The organism is Bradyrhizobium sp. 40 (genome assembly GCF_023100925.1).
GTDB lineage: Bacteria > Pseudomonadota > Alphaproteobacteria > Rhizobiales > Xanthobacteraceae > Bradyrhizobium.
In genome coordinates this window covers 829,317-847,950 of the sequence record NZ_CP064688.1, presented here as the reverse complement: position 1 = coordinate 847,950, position 18,634 = coordinate 829,317, and the positions used below count along the sequence as shown (strand labels likewise).

14 protein-coding genes are annotated in these 18,634 nt (G+C 64.8%); 9 read left to right on the top strand and 5 right to left on the bottom strand.

Features of this window, described 5'->3' with window-relative positions:
* The first annotated feature begins 46 nt into the window (after window positions 1–46).
* From gap to IVB40_RS03885, 8 genes are all read left to right on the top strand, one after another.
* Window positions 47–1,054 (top strand): type I glyceraldehyde-3-phosphate dehydrogenase, encoded by a 1,008-nt coding sequence (gene gap / locus IVB40_RS03920; RefSeq protein ID WP_247283909.1) that lies wholly within the window; start codon window positions 47–49, stop codon window positions 1,052–1,054.
* A 33-nt stretch (window positions 1,055–1,087) separates the two neighbouring features.
* The gene (locus IVB40_RS03915; protein ID WP_247283907.1) at window positions 1,088–1,246 is read left to right on the top strand and encodes a hypothetical protein; all 159 of its coding nucleotides are present in this window, start codon (window positions 1,088–1,090) and stop codon (window positions 1,244–1,246) included.
* A complete protein-coding gene (locus tag IVB40_RS03910) occupies window positions 1,243–2,439 on the top strand; it encodes a phosphoglycerate kinase (protein WP_247818135.1) in 1,197 nt (398 codons plus the stop codon). The genes IVB40_RS03915 and IVB40_RS03910 overlap by 4 nt, the downstream gene beginning before the upstream one ends.
* A 66-nt stretch (window positions 2,440–2,505) precedes the next feature.
* The gene (gene fba / locus IVB40_RS03905) at window positions 2,506–3,573 is read left to right on the top strand and encodes a class II fructose-bisphosphate aldolase (RefSeq protein ID WP_027570269.1); all 1,068 of its coding nucleotides are present in this window, start codon (window positions 2,506–2,508) and stop codon (window positions 3,571–3,573) included.
* Window positions 3,574–3,741: 168 nt separating this feature from the next.
* Entirely contained in the window at window positions 3,742–4,767 is a 1,026-nt protein-coding gene (locus IVB40_RS03900; protein ID WP_247818134.1) for a class I fructose-bisphosphate aldolase, read from the top strand.
* 3 nt (window positions 4,768–4,770) lie between these two features.
* Window positions 4,771–5,445: a thiamine phosphate synthase gene (locus IVB40_RS03895; RefSeq protein WP_247818133.1), complete on the top strand. Its 675-nt coding sequence runs from the start codon at window positions 4,771–4,773 to the stop codon at window positions 5,443–5,445.
* Between the two features lie 8 nt (window positions 5,446–5,453).
* Entirely contained in the window at window positions 5,454–6,548 is a 1,095-nt protein-coding gene (locus tag IVB40_RS03890) for a tetratricopeptide repeat protein (protein WP_247283888.1), read from the top strand.
* Window positions 6,549–6,632: 84 nt separating this feature from the next.
* Window positions 6,633–7,424 carry an inositol monophosphatase family protein gene (locus IVB40_RS03885; RefSeq protein WP_247465229.1) on the top strand — a complete coding sequence of 264 codons (792 nt, stop codon included), beginning with the start codon at window positions 6,633–6,635 and terminating at the stop codon, window positions 7,422–7,424.
* Window positions 7,425–7,450: 26 nt separating this feature from the next.
* On the opposite strand, the gene IVB40_RS03880 is transcribed toward IVB40_RS03885, so the two are convergent.
* The 5 genes from IVB40_RS03880 to IVB40_RS03860 all read right to left on the bottom strand — a co-directional run bounded on the left by IVB40_RS03880 (window position 7,451) and on the right by IVB40_RS03860 (window position 17,408).
* Window positions 7,451–8,587 carry an AAA family ATPase gene (locus tag IVB40_RS03880; protein WP_247818132.1) on the bottom strand — a complete coding sequence of 379 codons (1,137 nt, stop codon included), beginning with the start codon at window positions 8,585–8,587 and terminating at the stop codon, window positions 7,451–7,453.
* Between the two features lie 283 nt (window positions 8,588–8,870).
* Entirely contained in the window at window positions 8,871–12,023 is a 3,153-nt protein-coding gene (locus IVB40_RS03875) for a multidrug efflux RND transporter permease subunit (protein ID WP_247818131.1), read from the bottom strand.
* A gap of 6 nt (window positions 12,024–12,029) precedes the next feature.
* Complete coding sequence (locus IVB40_RS03870; protein WP_155810045.1) at window positions 12,030–13,223, bottom strand: efflux RND transporter periplasmic adaptor subunit; 1,194 nt, start codon at window positions 13,221–13,223, stop codon at window positions 12,030–12,032.
* 265 nt (window positions 13,224–13,488) lie between these two features.
* Window positions 13,489–16,092, bottom strand: a complete 2,604-nt coding sequence (locus IVB40_RS03865) for an autotransporter outer membrane beta-barrel domain-containing protein (protein ID WP_247818130.1) — start codon at window positions 16,090–16,092, stop codon at window positions 13,489–13,491.
* A gap of 296 nt (window positions 16,093–16,388) precedes the next feature.
* Window positions 16,389–17,408 carry a cyclopropane-fatty-acyl-phospholipid synthase family protein gene (locus tag IVB40_RS03860; protein ID WP_247818129.1) on the bottom strand — a complete coding sequence of 340 codons (1,020 nt, stop codon included), beginning with the start codon at window positions 17,406–17,408 and terminating at the stop codon, window positions 16,389–16,391.
* Window positions 17,409–17,610: 202 nt separating this feature from the next.
* Here IVB40_RS03860 and IVB40_RS03855 point away from each other — a divergent pair, with 202 nt between their 5' ends.
* On the top strand, window positions 17,611–18,633 hold the full coding sequence (locus IVB40_RS03855) for a flagellar motor protein MotA (RefSeq protein ID WP_247818128.1): 1,023 nt from the start codon (window positions 17,611–17,613) through the stop codon (window positions 18,631–18,633).
* The last annotated feature ends 1 nt before the right edge of the window (window position 18,634 follow it).

The following is an 18,634-nucleotide window of genomic DNA, read 5'->3' as shown; positions in this document are numbered from 1 at the left end:
CTAGCGCGTTGTGCGGGATGACAACGGTCATTGAAGGAGACGAAACATGGCAGTCCGCGTCGGAATCAACGGTTTTGGCCGCATCGGCCGTAACATCCTGCGGGCCATTGCCGAGTCCGGCCGCAAGGACATCGAGGTCGTCGGCATCAACGACCTCGGCCCGGTCGAGACCAACGCGCATCTGCTTCGCTTCGACAGCGTCCATGGCCGTTTCCCCGGCACCGTGACCGTCGATGGCGACACGATCAGCCTCGGCGGCAACAAGATCAAGGTGACCGCCGAGCGCGATCCCTCGAAGCTGCCGTGGAAGGATCTCGGGATCGACATCGCGATGGAATGCACCGGCATCTTCACCTCGAAGGACAAGGCCTCCGCGCATCTGACCGCTGGCGCCAAGCGCGTTCTCGTTTCTGCGCCCGCCGACGGCGCCGACGCCACCATCGTCTACGGCGTCAACCACGACACGCTGACCCGGGAACATCTGGTCGTCTCCAACGGCTCCTGCACCACCAACTGTCTCGCGCCGATCGCCAAGGTGCTGAACGACCTCGTCGGCATCGAGACCGGCTTCATGACCACGATCCACGCCTATACCGGCGACCAGCCGACGCTCGACACCATGCACAAGGATCTCTACCGCGGCCGCGCGGCTGCGATGTCGATGATCCCGACCTCGACCGGCGCCGCCAAGGCGATCGGCCTCGTGCTGCCGGAGCTGAAGGGCAAGCTCGACGGCGTCGCGATCCGCGTGCCGACCCCGAACGTCTCGGTCGTCGACCTCAAGATCGTCGCCAAGCGCGCCACCGACGTCAAGGAAATCAACGCGGCGATGAAGCGCGCCTCCGAGCAGCAGCTCAAGGGCATCCTCGGCTACACCAGCGCGCCGAACGTCTCGATCGACTTCAACCACGACCCGCACTCCTCGACGTTCCACGAGGACCAGACCAAGGTGCAGAACGGCACGCTGGTGCGCGTGATGTCCTGGTACGACAATGAGTGGGGCTTCTCCAATCGCATGGCGGACACTGCCGTGGCGATGGCGAAGGTGATCTAACCAACACGCGTCACGGCACAGCCGGAGAACGCCATGACCTCGCAACTCGTCGCCCTCGCGCTCCTCTTGGCGTTGATGGGCGGCCTGTTGTTCCTGTTCTTGCGATCGGGCTCGAAGATCAAGCCCGATCCGGATCGGAAGATCGAGGACTGGCCCAACATTACCCAAGGCGGTTCAGGGGATACCTCGTGACCAACAAATTCCGCACCCTCGACGACGTCGACGTGAAGGGCAAGCGCGTGCTGCTGCGCGTCGATCTCAACGTGCCCATGGAGAACGGGCGCGTCAGCGACGCGACCCGGCTCGAGCGCGTCGCGCCGACCATCACCGAAATCTCCGACAAGGGCGGCAAGGTCATCCTGCTCGCGCATTTCGGTCGGCCGAAAGGACGCGATGCCAAGGACTCGCTCAAGCCCGTCGCCGAGGCGCTGTCGAAAGTCGTGAAGAAGCCCGTAGGCTTCGCCGACGACTGTATCGGCGAGCCCGCAGCCAAGGCCGTGGCGGCGCTGAAGGACGGCGACATCCTCTGTCTGGAAAACACCCGCTTCCACAAAGAGGAAGAGAAGAACGATTCGGCCTTTGTCGCGGAGCTCGCAAAACTCGGCGACATCTGGGTCAATGACGCGTTCTCGGCCGCGCACCGCGCCCATGCCTCGACCGAAGGCCTCGGCCACAAGCTGCCCGCCTATGCCGGCCGCACCATGCAGGCCGAATTGGTCGCGCTGGAGAAGGCGCTGGGCTCACCGACCAAGCCCGTCATCGCGATCATCGGCGGCGCCAAGGTCTCGACCAAGATCGACCTGCTCGAAAATCTCGTAACCAAGGTCGACGCACTCGTGATCGGCGGCGGCATGGCCAACACCTTCCTGCACGCCCAGGGCGTCGGCATCGGCAAGTCGCTGGCCGAGAAGGATCTCGCCGCGACCGCGTTGCGCATCATGGAAAAGGCGGAAGCCGCCAACTGCGCCATCATCCTGCCGGTCGACGCCACCGTCGCCTATCATTTCGCGGCCAACGCGCCGTCGCACGCCTATGGCCTCGACGCGATCCCGGCCGACGGCATGATCCTCGACGTCGGTCCGCAGTCGATCGCGCGTGTTCATGCCGCGATCGACGATGCGGCGACGCTGGTCTGGAACGGACCGCTCGGTGCCTTCGAGATGCAGCCGTTCGACCGCGGCACGATGTCCGCCGCCAAGCATGCCGCCGAGCGCACCAAGGCCAAGAAGCTGGTCTCGATCGCGGGCGGCGGCGACACCGTTGCGGCCCTCAACCAGGCCCATGTGGCCGGTCAGTTCACCTATGTCTCGACCGCCGGTGGCGCATTTCTTGAATGGATGGAAGGCAAGCCCCTGCCCGGCGTCGAAGTTCTGCGCACCAAGTAATCGGTCGGCAAGTCGTAGCCGCCTTCAAGCAGTGGCCTTGCAGGCCCAAACGGGAGAAAAACACAGATGGCTCGGATCACGTTGCGTCAATTGCTCGACCATGCGGCGGAGAACGATTACGGCGTCCCGGCCTTCAACATCAACAACATGGAGCAGGCGCTGGCGATCATGGACGCGGCCAACCAGGTCGACGCGCCCGTCATCATCCAGGCCTCGCGCGGTGCGCGCTCCTACGCCAACGACGTCATGCTCAAGCACATGATGGACGCGGTGACCGAGATCTACCCGCACATTCCGGTCTGCGTGCATCTCGACCACGGCAACGAGCCGGCAACCTGCATGACCGCGATCCAGGCCGGCTTCACCTCGGTCATGATGGACGGCTCGCTCAAGGCGGACGGCAAGACCCCTGGCGACTGGGGCTACAATGTCGGCGTCACCAAGACCGTGACCGAGATGGCGCATCTCGGGGGCATCTCGGTCGAGGGCGAGCTCGGCGTACTCGGCTCGCTCGAGACCGGCATGGGCGACAAGGAAGACGGCCACGGCGCCGAGGGCAAGCTCAGCCACGACCAGCTCCTGACCAATCCGGATGAAGCCGTGAAGTTCGTCCAGGAGACCCAGGTCGACGCGCTCGCGATCGCGATGGGGACGTCCCACGGCGCCTACAAATTCACCCGCAAGCCCGACGGCGACATCCTCGCCATGAACGTGATCGAGGAGATCCACCGCAAGCTGCCGAACATGCATCTCGTCATGCACGGCTCCTCGTCGGTGCCCCAGGACCTCCAGGACATCATCAACGCCTATGGCGGCAAGATGAAGCCGACCTGGGGCGTGCCGGTGGCCGAGATCCAGCGCGGCATTAAGAACGGCGTGCGCAAGATCAACATTGACACCGACAACCGCATGGCGATGACCGGCCAGATCCGGAAAGTGCTCAAGGACAATCCGGAAGAGTTCGACCCGCGCAAATACCTGAAGCCCGCGATGGAAGCGATGACCAAGCTGTGCAAGCAGCGGCTCCAGGAATTCAATACCGCTGGCCAAGCCTCCAAGATCAAGAAGGTGCTGACCACGGCCGAGATGGCCAAGCGCTACGCCAAGGGCGAGCTCGCCCCGAAGGTGGCGTAGGCCAGCCCCACTTTCTCCGTCATTCCGGGCGGTAAGCCCGGGATGACGCCTTGTTGCCGGCGCCAAAGCCCCTCCCCCCTTACCCTGCGACGAACGTTAACTCGGCATTTGCCCGAGAACGGTCTATTTTCACCGGCAAGGGCAGAATCGTTTTGGGAGGACATCTCGATGAATCTGACTGAGCTGAACAGGATCGCGACCGCTCTGGTCGCGCCCGGCAAGGGCATCCTTGCCGCCGACGAATCCTCCGGCACCATCAAGAAGCGCTTCGACGCGATCGGCGTGGAATCGACCGAGGAGAACCGCCGCGACTATCGCGAGATGCTGTTCCGCTCGAAGGACGCGATGAACCAGCACATCTCCGGCGTCATCCTCTATGACGAGACGATCTGGCAGAACGCAAAGGATGGCACGCCGCTGGTCAAGCTGATCGAGCAGAGCGGCGCCATTCCCGGCATCAAGGTCGACGAGGGCACGCAAGCCCTGCCGATGTGCCCGGGAGAGCTCGTCACCGTCGGGCTCGACAAGCTCGCCGAGCGCTTGAAGAAATATTACGAGCGCGGCGCGCGCTTCGCCAAATGGCGCGCGGTGATCGACATCGGCAGTGGCATCCCCTCGATGACCGCGATCAGCGTCAACGCCCACGCGCTGGCGCGTTATGCCGCGCTATGCCAGGCCGCGCAGATCGTGCCGATCGTCGAGCCCGAAGTGCTGATGGACGGCGATCACGACATCGATCGCTGCTATGAGGTGACGAGCCGTGTGCTCAACAAGACGTTTCAGGAATTGCGCCTGCAGCGCGTCGCGCTCGAGGGCATGGTGCTGAAGCCGAATATGGTAGTCCCCGGCAAGAAGTCTGCGAAGCAGGCTGCCGCCGAGGAGGTCGCGGAGAAGACGATACGGCTGCTCAGAGCGTGCGTGCCCGCGGCGGTGCCCGGCATCGCCTTCCTCTCCGGCGGCCAGTCGGACGAAGAGGCAACGGCGCACCTCAACGCCATGCACAAGCTCGGCCCGCTGCCCTGGGGCCTGACCTTCTCCTACGGTCGCGCTCTCCAGGCCGCGCCGCAGAAGGCCTGGTCCGGCAAGGCCGAGAACGTCGCGGCGGGACAAAGCGCATTCAGTCACCGCGCGCGCATGAATGGCCTCGCCTCCAAAGGCGAATGGCAAAGCGGCCTGGAACAGAAAGCAGCCTAGATCTTGTCGAACAAATCTCCTCCGCCGCGCCCGGCGCCGCGCCTTTATCTCGCGACGCCCGTTGTCGACGATCCCGCTTCGCTTCTGGCCGAGCTGCCCGGCCTGCTCGCCGCCGCCGACGTCGCGGCCGTGCTGTTGCGTCTGAAGGTGACCGATCAGCGCACCATGATCTCGCGGATCAAGGTTTTGGCGCCGCCGGTTCAGAAAGCGGGGGCAGCCCTGCTCGTCGACGGCCATCCTGAGCTCGTCGCACGCGGCGGCGCCGACGGCGCGCACCTGCCCGGCATCGCCGCGCTGAAAGAGGCGCTGCCATCGCTCAAGCCCGACCGCATCGCCGGCGTCGGCGGGCTGACGACGCGGCACCATTCCATGGATGCGGGCGAGATCGGCGCGGATTACGTGCTGTTCGGCGAGCCCGACGCAAAGGGCCAGCGGCCGTCGTCGCAAGCGATCGCCGAGCGGCTGGACTGGTGGGCCGAGCTGTTCGAACCGCCCTGCGTCGGCTTTGCCATCTCGCTGGAGGAGGCCCACGAATTCGCCGCCAGCGGTGCCGATTTCGTGCTGGTGGGCGACTTCATCTGGGCCGATCCGCGCGGACCCAAGGCGGCGCTGATCGAGGCCGACGCTGCGATCAAGAAGGCTCATGCGACTGCGCTTGCAGAACAGGAGCACGGCTAGCGCCCGTCATGAAGCTCCCGCGCATCACCATCCTGGCCACGCTGCTGCTCACAGTGCCCGCGGCCGCGCAGCTCCAGATCACGCCGCCCGTGGCAACGCCGAACCCTTCAGCCGAGAAAAGCAAGGACAAGCCGAAGGCCACGCCGCACACCATCACCAAGAAGAAGGAAGCAGCGCCGGCACCAAAGCCTTCAGCTTCCCCCAAGCCTTCAGCCTCTCCAAAGCCTGCTCCGGCCGCGACCGTGATCCCGGCGCCTCCGGCCGACAATCCCAACGTCGATCTGGTGTTCGGCGCCTATCAGCGCGGCCAGTACAAGACCGCCTTCGAACTCGCCACCGCTCGTGCCGAGACCGGCGATGCCAAGGCGATGACCATGCTGGGTGAGCTCTATTCCAATGCCATGGGCATCCGGCGCGACTACGCCAAGGCACTGCAATGGTACAAGCGCGCCTCCGACGCCGGCGACCGCGAGGCGATGTTCGCGCTCGCCATGCTCAGGATGTCCGGCCGTGGCGGCCCGGTCGACAAAAACGAGGCGGTCAAGCTGATGGCGTCCGCCGCCAAGCTCGGCGAGCCCAAGGCGGCCTATAACCTCGCGCTGCTCTATCTCGACGGACAGACCCTGCCGCAGGACGTCAAGCGCTCCGCCGAGCTGCTGCGCCAGGCGGCCGATGCCGGTCTGCCCGAGGCGCAATACGCGCTCGCGACCTTCTACAAGGAAGGCACTGGCGTGCCGAAGGATTTGGAACGGGCAGTGCGTCTGCTCCAGGTCGCCACGCTGACCGACAATGTCGATGCCGAGGTCGAATACGCCATCGCGCTGTTCAACGGTACCGGCACGCCGAAGAACCAGCCGGCGGCCGTCGCCCTGCTCCGCAAGGCGTCCCGCCAGGGCAGCGCGATCGCGCAGAACCGGCTGGCCTGGGTGCTGATCAACGGCATGGGCACGGCCGTGGACAAGGTCGAGGGCTTCAAATGGCATCTGGTGGCCAAGACCGCCGGCAAGGGCGATCCGGAGCTGGACAAGCAATTGTCCGATTTGCCGGCCGAGGACCGGGCCAAGGCCGAGGCCGCCGCCAGGAAATGGCTCGGGGCCAAATGACTTGACGTTGAGGCCCCCGCAGGGCACCCCATCCCTTAAACAGGCGCGATTTCGCGCCATTTCCCCCGATCAGACCGGAAGCTCATGCTGTATTCCGCAACTATCAACGTCATGGTCAAGGCCGCGCGCCGCGCCGGCCGCAGCCTCAAGCGCGATCTCGGCGAGATCGAGCATCTCCAGGTCTCGCTGAAGGGACCGGCGAATTTCGTTTCGCTGGCCGACAAGCGCGCCGAGGAGATCCTCTACCAGGACCTCGCCAAGGCCCGTCCCGGCTACGGCTTCATCGGCGAGGAAGGCGGCACGCGCGAGGGATCCGACAAGAGCCACACCTGGATCGTCGATCCGCTCGACGGCACCACCAACTTCCTGCACGGCATCCCGCAATTCGCGATCTCGATCGGGCTTTCGCGCGAAGGCACGATAATCGCCGGCGTGATCTACAACCCCGCCAATGACGAGCTCTACATCGCCGAGCGCGGCAAGGGCGCCTTCCTCAACGACCAGCGCCTGCGCGTGGCCGGCCGCCGCCAGCTCAACGAATGCGTGGTGGCCTGCGGCCTGCCCCATATCGGCCGCGGCGACCACGAGGAATTCCGCCGCGAGATGACCGCGATGCAGGAGCGCGTTGCCGGCCTGCGCCGCTTCGGCGCCGCCTCGCTCGACCTCGCCTTCGTCGCCGCCGGCCGCCTCGACGGCTACTGGGAGCGCAATCTGCAATCCTGGGACATCGCGGCGGGCATGATCATGCTGCGTGAGGCCGGCGGAACGATCACCGACATCGACACGCCGGGCGATGCCCTGGTGACGGGCAATGTCGTGTGCGGGAACGAGTTCGTGCACGGCGAGCTGGTGAAGATTTTGCGGAAGCCGGCGTAACAGCTCGACGGCTCGATCTACGACGCTCAAGAATCGTCGTCCTCGTCGGAATCGTCCTCGTCCTCGCGATATTCACCGCCCATGGTCAGGCCCTCGATCGCCGTGGCGCCTTTCGACTTGATGACGCGGCGAAGCGGGACCGAACTCTCGCTTCGCAGTGCGTCCATCAGCTGTTCCGAATGGGTGACGATCCAGATGTCGGCGCGGCGCGACGCCTTGGCGATGAGCCGGGCCAGCGGCGCCAGCAGCGACGGATGCAGGCTGGTCTCGGGTTCGTTCAGGGCGATGAAGGGCGGCAGCCGGTAACCCATGAACACCGCGAGCAGGCAGATGTATTTCAGCGTCCCGTCGGACAGTTCATGAGCCCTGAACGGCCGCGGCATATCCGGCAATTGCAGAGCGAATTCGCACCTGCCATTTTCTTCCCATGCGCGGAGTTCGGCGCCCGGGAATGCATCCTGGATTGCGTCCTGCAGGTCGCTGGCGTCTTCCCGAATGACATAGAGGGTCGCCAGGGTGGCAGCTAAATCGATTCCATCGGCGCTGAGCGAGGGCGTTGCGATCGCGAGACACGGCTTTCGTATCGGCGACGCAGGATCGGTGCGAAAGTCATGATAGAATCGCCAGCCCAGCATTGCATTTCTGATAAGGTCGATTTCCGGGCATTGCTTGCCGTCGGAAAAAGCCGCAAGCGCGGTCTCTGACGGCAGCACTGCATCCTTGTGAGCGTTCCAGGCGCCGCTCTCGCCGCGGACGCTGATGAGCGAATTGATGCGCTCCATCAGCTTAACCCTTCGTCTGCCGTTCGTCGCCTCGATAATTTCGGTCTTGATCATCGGCTCGCCGGAAAACGCGGCCTGAAGCGGGCTCGGAAACCCCAGCTCGATGGAATAGCTCATGCTGTCGAATGTGACCGAGAGCCGCAGCCGACGGTCTTCGCCTCGCTTGCGTGTGCCGGACCAGCAGACCGAATTCAATCCGCCTTCATCGGCGATCGTGCGGGTGATCTGACCGGTCGCCGCGTCGCGCAACAGCGACAAGGACTTGTAGAGATTGGATTTGCCGACACCATTTTCGCCGACAAACACCGACAAGGGATGGATGGGTACGGAGAGCCGCCGAATGGAGCGATAATTCGAGATCGCAATGTCGGACGGACGCATCACATGCTCTCAATCGGCGGGTGCCTGGGCATTCGCGGGCACGGTGCGAATACGTTGTTTCAATCCAGGGATGCAGTCTGGATTGAGGCCTCCGAGAAATCAAGCCGACCAATCCGGCGTTCAGTGGCCGACTCTCACCAGCGCAAACCCGAACGGTCATCATCCGCGAGGGCGGATGATCCAGTATTCCAGAGCGTCTGTTCGGTACGGAAAGGCCGCGGCGTACTGGATGCCCCGCCCCCCCGTGCGCAATTGCGCACTAGGCGGGGCATGACACCTCACCTTACAGCTTGGCCGGCGCGGGCGGCCCGTACATCTCGGCCTCTTTCGCCACCTTCTCCCGATCCCCACCCAGCACGCGTTGCACCGAGACGAAGAACACCGGCACCATCAGCAGCGCCAAAATCACCACCGCGATCATGCCGCCCATCACGATGCTGCCGAGCGCCTGCTGGCTGGCGCCGCCGGCGCCATGGGCGATGGCCATCGGCAGCACACCGCAGATGAAGGCGAGGCCCGTCATCAGGATCGGACGGAAGCGCAGGCGGCAGGCCTCGATGGTGGCATCCACCAGCGGCTTGCCTTCTTTCCGCAGATCCTTGGCGAACTCGATGATCAGGATCGCGTCCTTGGCCGCCAACCCGATGATAGTGATCAGGCCGACGGTGAAATAGACGTCATTGGGCAGGCCGCGCAGCATGGCGGCCACCACCGCGCCGACGATGCCGAGCGGCACGGTGAGCAGCACCGCGAGCGGAATGGTCCAGCTCTCGTAAAGCGCGGCCAGGCACAGGAACACCACGAACACCGAGAGTCCAAGCAGGAACGGCGCCTGCGAACCCGACAGTTTCTCCTGGAGCGACTGTCCGGTCCATTCATAGCCGAACCCGCGCGGCAGCCTGCCGGCGAGCCGTTCCATCTCGGCGATGGCATCGCCCGAGGTGAAGCCGGGTTTCGCCTCGCCCGAGATGCGCACCGCCGGATAGTAGTTGAAGCCGGTAATCTGCGTCGGTCCGCGCGCCCATTCCACGGTGGCAAAGGACGAGAACGGCACGAGCTGGCCGCGGCTGTTCTTGACGTTGTAGTTGAGGATGTCCTCGGTCCGCATGCGGTCGCGGGCATCGGCCTGCACCACGACGCGCTGCATGCGGCCGCGGTTCGGGAAGTCGTTGATGTAGTTCGAGCCGAGATTGGTCGAGATCGTATTGTTGATGTCCTCAAAGGTGACGCCGAAGGCGCCGGCCTTTTCGCGGTCGATCACGAGATTGACCACGCCGGCCTCGGGCAGGCCTTCGACATAGACCTTCTGAAGCACAGCGCTTGCATTGGCCTCCGCGATCAACTGATCGGCGGCGCGCATCAAGGCCGGATAACCCTTCTGGCCGCGATCCTGGAGGCGGAACGAGAAGCCCGAGGAGTTGCCGAGATTGTCGATCGGCGGCGGCTGCAGCGCGGAGATCTTGGCGTCGCGGATCGACGACGACAGATCGCGGTTGATGTCGGTGACGATCGCCGCTGCAGAATCCTTCGGCCCGCGCTCCGACCAGTCCTTCAGGGTGATGAAGGCCTGCGCGGTGTTCATGCCCTGGCCGGAGAAGCTGAAGCCGGTGAGGAAGGTGACGTTGTCGACGCCCGGGCGCTGCGCCAAATATTTTTCCACTTTCTCGATCACCGCCTCGGTCCGGCCATAGGACGAATCCGACGGCGTCTGCACGTCGGTGGTGACGAAGCCCTGGTCGTCGACGGGCAGGAAGCCGCCGGGCAGGTTGACGAAGGCCCAGGACAGGCCGGCGAGCAGCGCGACATAGACCAGCATCAAGCGGCCGGTGCGCTTCAGCGAGAAGCCGACGGTGCGGGAATAGCCCTCCTTGCTGCTGTCGAGCATACGGTTGAACCAGCCGAACACGCCCTTCTTGGCATGACCGTGGCCGGCAGCGACGGGCTTGAGCAAGGTCGCACACAGCGCCGGCGTCAGCGACAGTGCGAGGAAGGCGGAGAAGCCGATCGCGGCGACCATGGTCACGGAGAACTGGCGGTAGATGATGCCGACCGAGCCCGGGAAGAACGCCATCGGCACGAACACGGCCATCAAGACCAGCGTGATGCCGATAATGGCGCCGGTGATCTGCGACATAGCTTTCCGCGTCGCTTCCTTCGGCGGCAGCCCCTCCTCCGCCATGATGCGCTCGACGTTCTCGACCACGACGATGGCATCGTCGACGAGGATGCCGACCGCGAGCACCATGCCGAACATCGAGAGCATGTTGATGGAGTAGCCGGCGAGCAGCAGCGTGGTACAGGCGCCCAGCAGCGCTACCGGCACCACGATGGTCGGAATGATGGTGTAGCGGATGTTCTGCAGGAACACGAACATCACCACGAACACCAGCACGATGGCTTCGACCAGCGTTGTCAGCACCTTCTTGATCGAGGCCTCGACCACGGGCGTGATGTTGTAGGGAATCTCGTAGCCGATATTGGCCGGGAAGAAGCGAGACAGCTCCTTCATCTTCTCTTCGACGGCACTCGCGGTCGCCAGCGCGTTGCCGGTCGGCGACATCAGCACGGAGAGGCCGGCGGTCGGCTTGCCGTCGAGCCGGGTGTTGAACTGGTAGCTGAGGCCGCCGACCTCGATGCGCGCGACGTCGCGCAGCCGCACGGTCGAGCCGTCGGCATTGGCGCGCAGGATGATGGTGCCGAATTCGTCCGGGGACGAGAGCTGGCCCTTGACCAGCACCAGCGCGGAGGTGCGCTGGGTCGCGGTCGACGGCTCGGCGCCGATGCTGCCCGAAGCGACCTGCGCGTTCTGCGCGGCAATGGCCTTGTTGACGTCGTCGGCGGTCAGGCCATAGCCGACCAGCTTTGCCGGATCGACCCAGACGCGCAGGCTGCGTTCCGTCGAATACAGCGTGGCGCGGCCGACGCCGGGGATGCGGCGGATTTCGCCGAGTACGTTGCGGATCATGAAATCGCCGAGGCCGACCTCGTCGAGGCTGCCGTCGGTCGAATTCAGCGTGATGATCTGGAGCACCGCGCTGGAGGCTTCCTCGATCAGGATGCCCTGCTGGATCACAGCGCGCGGCAGCCGCGCCTCGACGCGCTTGATGCGGTTCTGCACCTCGACCGAGGCGGCGCTGGTGTCGGTGCCCGGCACGAAATTGGCGATGATCTCGACCTGGCCGAGCGAGTCGCTGGTCGATTCGAAATTGAGGATGCCGGAGGCGCCGTTGAGCTCCTCCTCGATCAGCCGCGTGACGCTGTTGTAGAGGTTTTCGGGCGAGGCGCCGGGATAGCTGGTCGAGATCGAGATCGAGGGCGGCGCGATGATCGGATATTGCGCGATCGGCAACAGCGGAATCGAAATTGCGCCGACCAGACAGATGAACAGCGCGACAACCCAGGCGAAGATCGGCCTGTCGATGAAGAAGCTCGCCATGGCGCGTTACCGCGTCAGCTTCTGGGCGTGCCGATTGTCGGCGGTCGCATCCGCTTCCGACCAGGATTGCGGCTTGACCCTGTCGCCGGCGGCGAACTTCTGGAAGCCTTCGACCACGACCTTGTCGCCGGCCTTCAGTCCCTCGGTGACGAACCAGATTCCGTCCTGCACCGAACCGGTGCGCACCGGCTGCACCGCGATGTGGTTGTCGTCCTTGACGACGAACACCTCGCTGCCGCCGCCGCCGTTGCGCTGGATCGCCTGCTGCGGCACCGCGATCGCGTCGCTATCGAGGCCCTGGTCGATGCGGACGCGGACATACATGCCCGGCAGCAGCTCGCGCTTGGGATTGCGGAACTCGCCGCGCAAGGTCACCTGACCGGTATTGGCGTCGACCTTGGCGTCGGAGAATAATAGTTTGCCGTCGAGCGAGTAGAGGGTGTTGTCGTCGAGCACGAGATGCACCTTCGCGGCATCTGGCGCGATGCGCTCGAGGTCACCGCTCTCGAAGGCGCGGCGGAGCTGGTTGAGCTCGTTCACGGACTGGGTGAAATCCGCATAGATCGGATCGAGCTGCTGAATGGTGGCCAGATTGGTCTCGTTCTGGACCGCGAGCGCGCCCTCGCTGACCAGGGCGGCACCGACGACGCCGTCGATCGGCGCGCGCACGGTGGCATAATCGAGATTGAGCTTGGCGCGTGCGAGGTCGGCCTTGCGGCCCTCGACCTCGGCATGGGCCTGGCGCTCGGCCGCGATCGCCTTCTCGTTCTCGGCTTCGGGCGCGGCGCGCTGGGCGGTGAGCGTGGCGATGCGGCGGGCCTGCTGCTGGGACTGCATCAGCGCGGCCTCGGCCTTGGCGACCGCGGCGTCGTTGGCCATCACCTCGACCTCGAACGGACGCGGATCGATCCGGTACAGCGGATCGCCGGCCTTCACCTCGCTGCCCTGTCGGAACAGGCGCTCGACCACGATGCCGGAGACGCGCGGCCGCACGTCCGAGACCCGCGTCGGCGCGATGCGGCCCGGCAGTTCGCGCACCACGGCGCGCGGCTGCGGCTTGACGATGACGATGCTGACATCGGGGTCGTTGGGCTGGGCGGCTGAAATGGCGGAGCTGGATTCGTCGCAGCCTGCCAACAGCGGCGTAAAGGCCGCGAGCATCATTGCAACGCATGCCGATCGCGCGCGAAGTCCTGACATGAAGTTAAGTGCCCCGATATTGTTGAAACTGATCACGCGCCGCGGCGCCCGTTCTGGGCCATGGCACGCGGCTGATGCCGTCAAAATAGAGGGGACGTGCTGCGACGCAACGCACCTTGCGGGCGGCCCAATGTCACACGGTCTATGCTGCTGAGTTCAGGGCGCTTTTTACGCCTCACTCGATTGTGAGTCCGGTTCCACCGCCGCGTGCTGCGACAGAAGATCGCAACGAGCGGTGTTCCCACCCTGCTGCCGGCGGCGTGACTCACCAGGTGAGACGGAAGCCCCCGGTCCCCTTGTAATTGCGGTTGTCCGCGCTGTTGTTGAGGCTCGCATTGTAGGAGACTTCGCCGAAGACAGCGTAGCGCCCGTTGGCCCAGCTATAGGTGCCGCCGCCGCCGATGCTGCCCCACAGCCGATCTTGCGCATTGGCGAAGCTGGTGCCCGCGACATCGACGGTGGTGCCGTTGAGGAACTCGTAACGCAGATTGGCAATCCCGTAGACATCGGATCGCACGATACCCGTGCCGTCGTTCCAGGTCCTCTGGTGGTTGAGTGCAAGACCGGTGCGGCCGAGCAGGCTGTCACCATCGCGCAACGCGACCGGCGCGCCGAACCGATCGGCAAAGCCGTCGAAAGCGACCTTCGCATAGGAAAGCTGCGCCTGCGGCGTCAGCAGCCAGCCATTGCCCAAACCGATCCGCTTGCCGGTTTCGGCGCTGAAGGCATAACCGAGCCCTTCATTGCCATGGATCAGGCTGCCGGCCAGCACGGAACTGAGATCGCTGCGATAGAACATCGACTGCGCCTGACCGTCGACATAGAAGCCGTTGTCGCCATACCAGGTCAGCGTGCTGCCGACGCCCGTCCCCTCGACGCGGATGCGCCCGTTGCCGAAGAACGACGCGACATCGGCGGTCGTCAGGCCGTATTGTGCCGTGAGCCCGACGAACAACCGGCCCCGCTCGTTCTCAAACGCAAGGCCATCGAGCCCGGTCTGCACTTTCAGATGGTCGGCCTTGTAGGTCGAACCCGCAGTGTTGGAGGGCTGCAAATCCGAATGCCCGCCTTCGATGCGGCCCCAGAACGCCGTCGGCGCCGATGACGCCGCGCCTGGCACCGTCGCCGCGCCACCGGCGCGCGCCATCGCATCGCTGCCACCCCAATAGCGGTTGCCGACGCGCTGCTGCAGCGTCGGCAGATCGTTCATGCCGAGCAGCACCTGCGCATAGTTTTCGTACAGCGGAACGCCCGGCTGATAGAGTGGACCGGCAGGTGTCGCGGGCGGCGGGTTGAGCAGGCTTGAGCGCAGATACCAATCGCCGTCGCCCGGGCTGGCAATGCCGTTCTTCTGCAACGTATAGGCATAAGCGCCGCCGACCACCGCCTGCTCGCCGTGAAAAACATAGCTGCCCAAAAGCGAAAAGCTGCCGTTGGAGGCGCCTGCTACGTCGACCACCTTGATGCCCTCGACGGTCGGTGCGCCGGTGCCGCCGACATTGGTGACGCGCAGCGACGAAGTGCCCGACGTGCTGCCTTGCACCCGCAGCAGGTCGGTCGGCGAGCTGTCGCCGCCGAGCCGCGTGTTGAGCTGCACGGTGCCGCCACTGCCGATGTAATTGCCGACCACGGTCAGCGTGGTGCCCGGCGCGCCGCCGAGGCTAACCATGCCGGCGTTGGCCAGCGAAGTGAGCCTTTGATTGAAGCCGGCAAGGTCGAGCGTGCCGCCGGAGGCGACCGTAACGGCCGAGGCCGCGCTGAAGGTGTTGGCCGCCCCGGCGCGGAGGGTGCCGCCGTTCACGGTCGTTGCGCCGTTGTAGGTATTGGCGCCCGCGAGCGTCTGGGTGCCGCCGGTGAGCGTCAGGCCGCCGGTGCCACCGATCACGCCGGCGAACTGATCGTTCGCGTTGGTGATGGTGAGGTTCTTCGCGCCGAGCGCGACGGTGCCGGTTCCCGCCAGGCTTTGAATGCTGGTGCCGGCGGCAGTGATGCCCGAGACGTTGAAGATTCCGTTTGCGACGACCCGGCTTGACGCGGCTACCGAGCCAGTAACGGCGAGGGCAAGCGTGCCGGCCTGGATCACCGTCGCACCGGTATAGGTATTGGCTGCGCGGAGATTGAAGGTACCTGTGCCGGTCTTGGTCAATCCGCCGACGCCGGAAAAACCGGAGCTCGCGCTCACGGTGAAAGCCTGGGTGTCGACGGTCAGCCCGCCTGTGGCGATGTTGAGTGTTCCCGCCGAAAATCCACCGATGAAGAAGGCGGTATTTATCCGGGCGCGCAGGATGGCGTTATCGAAATTGACCTGTCCGGTTCCGACAGCGACGCGTGCGAGAGTGTTCGTCTCGAGTGTGCCGCCACTATTGATATTGAGCGTGCCCGCGCCGCCAGCGAAGGTTCCGAGCGCAACCCCTGATTGGGCGACGACTCTGGCGCCGTTCTGGATGTTGAGTGTGCCATTGCCACTGGCGCCGATTTCGATCTGGTCGCCGGATGTAATCCATTGCGAACCGGCGCCGCTGACAGTCACGGTGCCGTTGTTCCCGCCTGCGACTCCAATTGCGAGAGACGCGCCGTTGCTCGTCAGCGTGCTGCCGTTCTGAATCGTCAGACTGCTGGAAGATCCGCCAAGGAAGAGGCTTCCGGTCGCTCCGACTGCCGCGCCGCCGATGCCGAGCACGGTCGGGTTTGGCGAGGTCGTATTGATGTTGACGCCGTTGCCCGCGATTGGGACCACTCCGCCCGACCAGTTGCTGCCGACCGTCCAGTCATTGCTGGTCGTACCGGTCCAGCTTTGGGCGGAGGCGGATGCTGTGGACAGGGCTATCAGTGCCGCTGCCGAGGCGCTTGCCAGAAGCAAGCGAAGCATTCGCGTCCGGGTGTCGCTGGATCGAGAGCGCTGCGTCCGTTTCAGACTCCTCCGCAGCGGATCATCGTGGTGTCGTCGGATCGAGGCAGCACCGATGCATTCGCGCATACGTCATTCCAATTGCGTCCGCACCGTTCGGGGATGCGGATTTATGTCGTCCACGAAGGACAACCACGACGATAGGCGAGAGGAAATGATCAGACAACAATCGCAACATGTTCCTGCAAAGAAAATGCGCAGCGTGTGCCGTTTGCGCAACGAAAGACGCTTAACAAATTCTTTCGAGTGTCCGCGCCTTATCCCGCCGCCTTCATTCGATAGTGGCTGACGCCCCACTCGGTTCCATCGGCATAGCCGAACAGGCCCGAGGTAGCGAGAAAGAACCAGCGCCAGCGTCGCATCTGCAGGGCGGTCTCCTCGCCATGGATGTTGCGCAAGGCCGCCTCGATGTAACAGCGATGCGTGTCGAAATTGGCGAGCCAGTCGTTGGCGGTGCGCTGATAATGCGTGCCGCTCCAGCACCATTCCTTCTCGACCGTGATGATATCGTCGAATTGCCTGACGAGGTGATGGCTCGGCATCAGCCCGCCCGTTGAGACGCGCTGCGCGATCCAGTCGTCGCGATCGGCCCGGTCGAACAGGTGAGAGCCGGAGCGATGGGCGACGATGTGCATGAAGAAGCGCCCCTCGGGCGCGAGCCATGACCGCAGGCGCGTCATCAGCTTGCGCCAGTTCATCACGTGCTCGAACATCTCGACCGAGACGATGCGGTCGAATTGGCCGTCAGGCGCGAACACGTTGATGTCCGCCGTGACCACCCGCAGGTTGAGGAGACCGCGCAGCCGTGCCTCTTCCTCGATATGGGCGCGCTGCGCCTGCGAGCTCGACACCGCCGTCACCTTGGCGTGCGGAAACTGTCGCGCCATCCACAGCGACAGCGAGCCCCAGCCGCAGCCGAGCTCGAGGATGGTCTGGCCGTCGGCGAGAGCGGCATGCTCGGCGGTCTGGCGCAACGCCTCCTCCTCGGCCTCTTGCAAGGTGGTCGCGTCCGTCTTGTAGAAGCAGCAGGAGTATTTGCGGTTTGGACCGAGCACCTTCGCAAAGACCGAAGCGGGCACCTTGTCATGCCCGGCATCCGCGTCCTCGGCGATCGGCCGCAGCATCATCCGCCCGGCGAAGGCGGCATCGTCCGCCCCGCCCAGCGCGGACAGCCGCGTCACCGTGCGCGAGCACAGCCGCTGGATCGCCGCGCGGATCACGACATCAGGCAGCGGCACCCGTTCGGCAGTCCCGATGATCGCGGACACGACGCTCATGCGACGACTCCGTCTTGGGCAGGGGGAAAAGTGCGATTTGAACCTGTGGAATGCCGACGATTTGCAAAGTACGTCCTTACCAAAGCCCGGTTTCAGCGTTGGGTTCCCCAGCTCTCCCCGAAATCGGCGCATCCGGCGCTTTTTTTGGGCTGGCGCTGTGCCATAGTGCGCCCCGCAAGCAAGTTAACGGATGATACCGGCCATGCCGCCAGGCGCCTCGCCCCGCTCCTCCATCGACATCGAATATACGAAGCTATCCTCGCCCAGCGTCTTCCTGGTGCGGATGCTGGTCTTCCTGGTGCTCTGCGCCCTGGTCGGGGTGGTGCTCTACAAGCAGATCATCCAGGCCTTCTTCGCCAATCCCGGGCTCAATGCCTTGATCGGCGGCGTGCTGTTCATCGGCATCATCCTGGCCTTCCGCCAGGTGATCCGGCTCTATCCCGAAGTCTCCTGGGTCAACAATTTCCGCATCGCCGATCCCGGCCTTGCGCCCGCCCGCCACCCCAAGCTGCTGGCGCCGATGGCGATGATCCTCGGCGGCGAGCGCACCGGGCGGATGTCGATCACCCAGACCACCATGCGGCACCTGCTCGATTCGATCGCGACCCGCCTCGACGAGGCCCGCGACATCTCCCGCTACATGACCGGGCTGCTGGTCTTCCTCGGCCTGCTCGGCACCTTCTGGGGCCTGATCGAGACGGTCGGCTCGGTCGGCAAGGTGATCGACGGGCTCAAGGTCGGGGGCGATTCCGGCGCCCTGTTCGACACGCTGAAGGAGGGGCTGGCCGCCCCGCTCGGCGGCATGGGCATCTCGTTCTCGAGCTCGCTGTTCGGCCTCGCCGGCTCGCTGATCCTCGGCTTCCTCGACCTGCAATCGAGCCAGGCGCAGAACCGTTTCTACACCGATCTCGAAGACTGGCTTGCCACCACCGTGCGCGAATATGGCAGCGGCGAAGCGGCGGTCGCCTCCGGTGGCGGCGGTGGCATTGCCAGCGGCGAGCTTCAGGCCGTCGTCGAGCGCTTGCGCTCCGTGCTCGAGGAAGGCAGCGGCAGCCGCGGCACCACCGCGGCGATGGCGAGCCTCGCCGAAGCCATCCAGGCGCTGGTCTCGCATATGCGGACCGAGCAGCAGATGATCCGCGAATGGGCCGACGGCCAGGGCGAGCAGAACCGCGAGATCCGGCGCCTGCTGGAGCGCATCGCGCGTCAGCCCGAGAAGGGTTAAC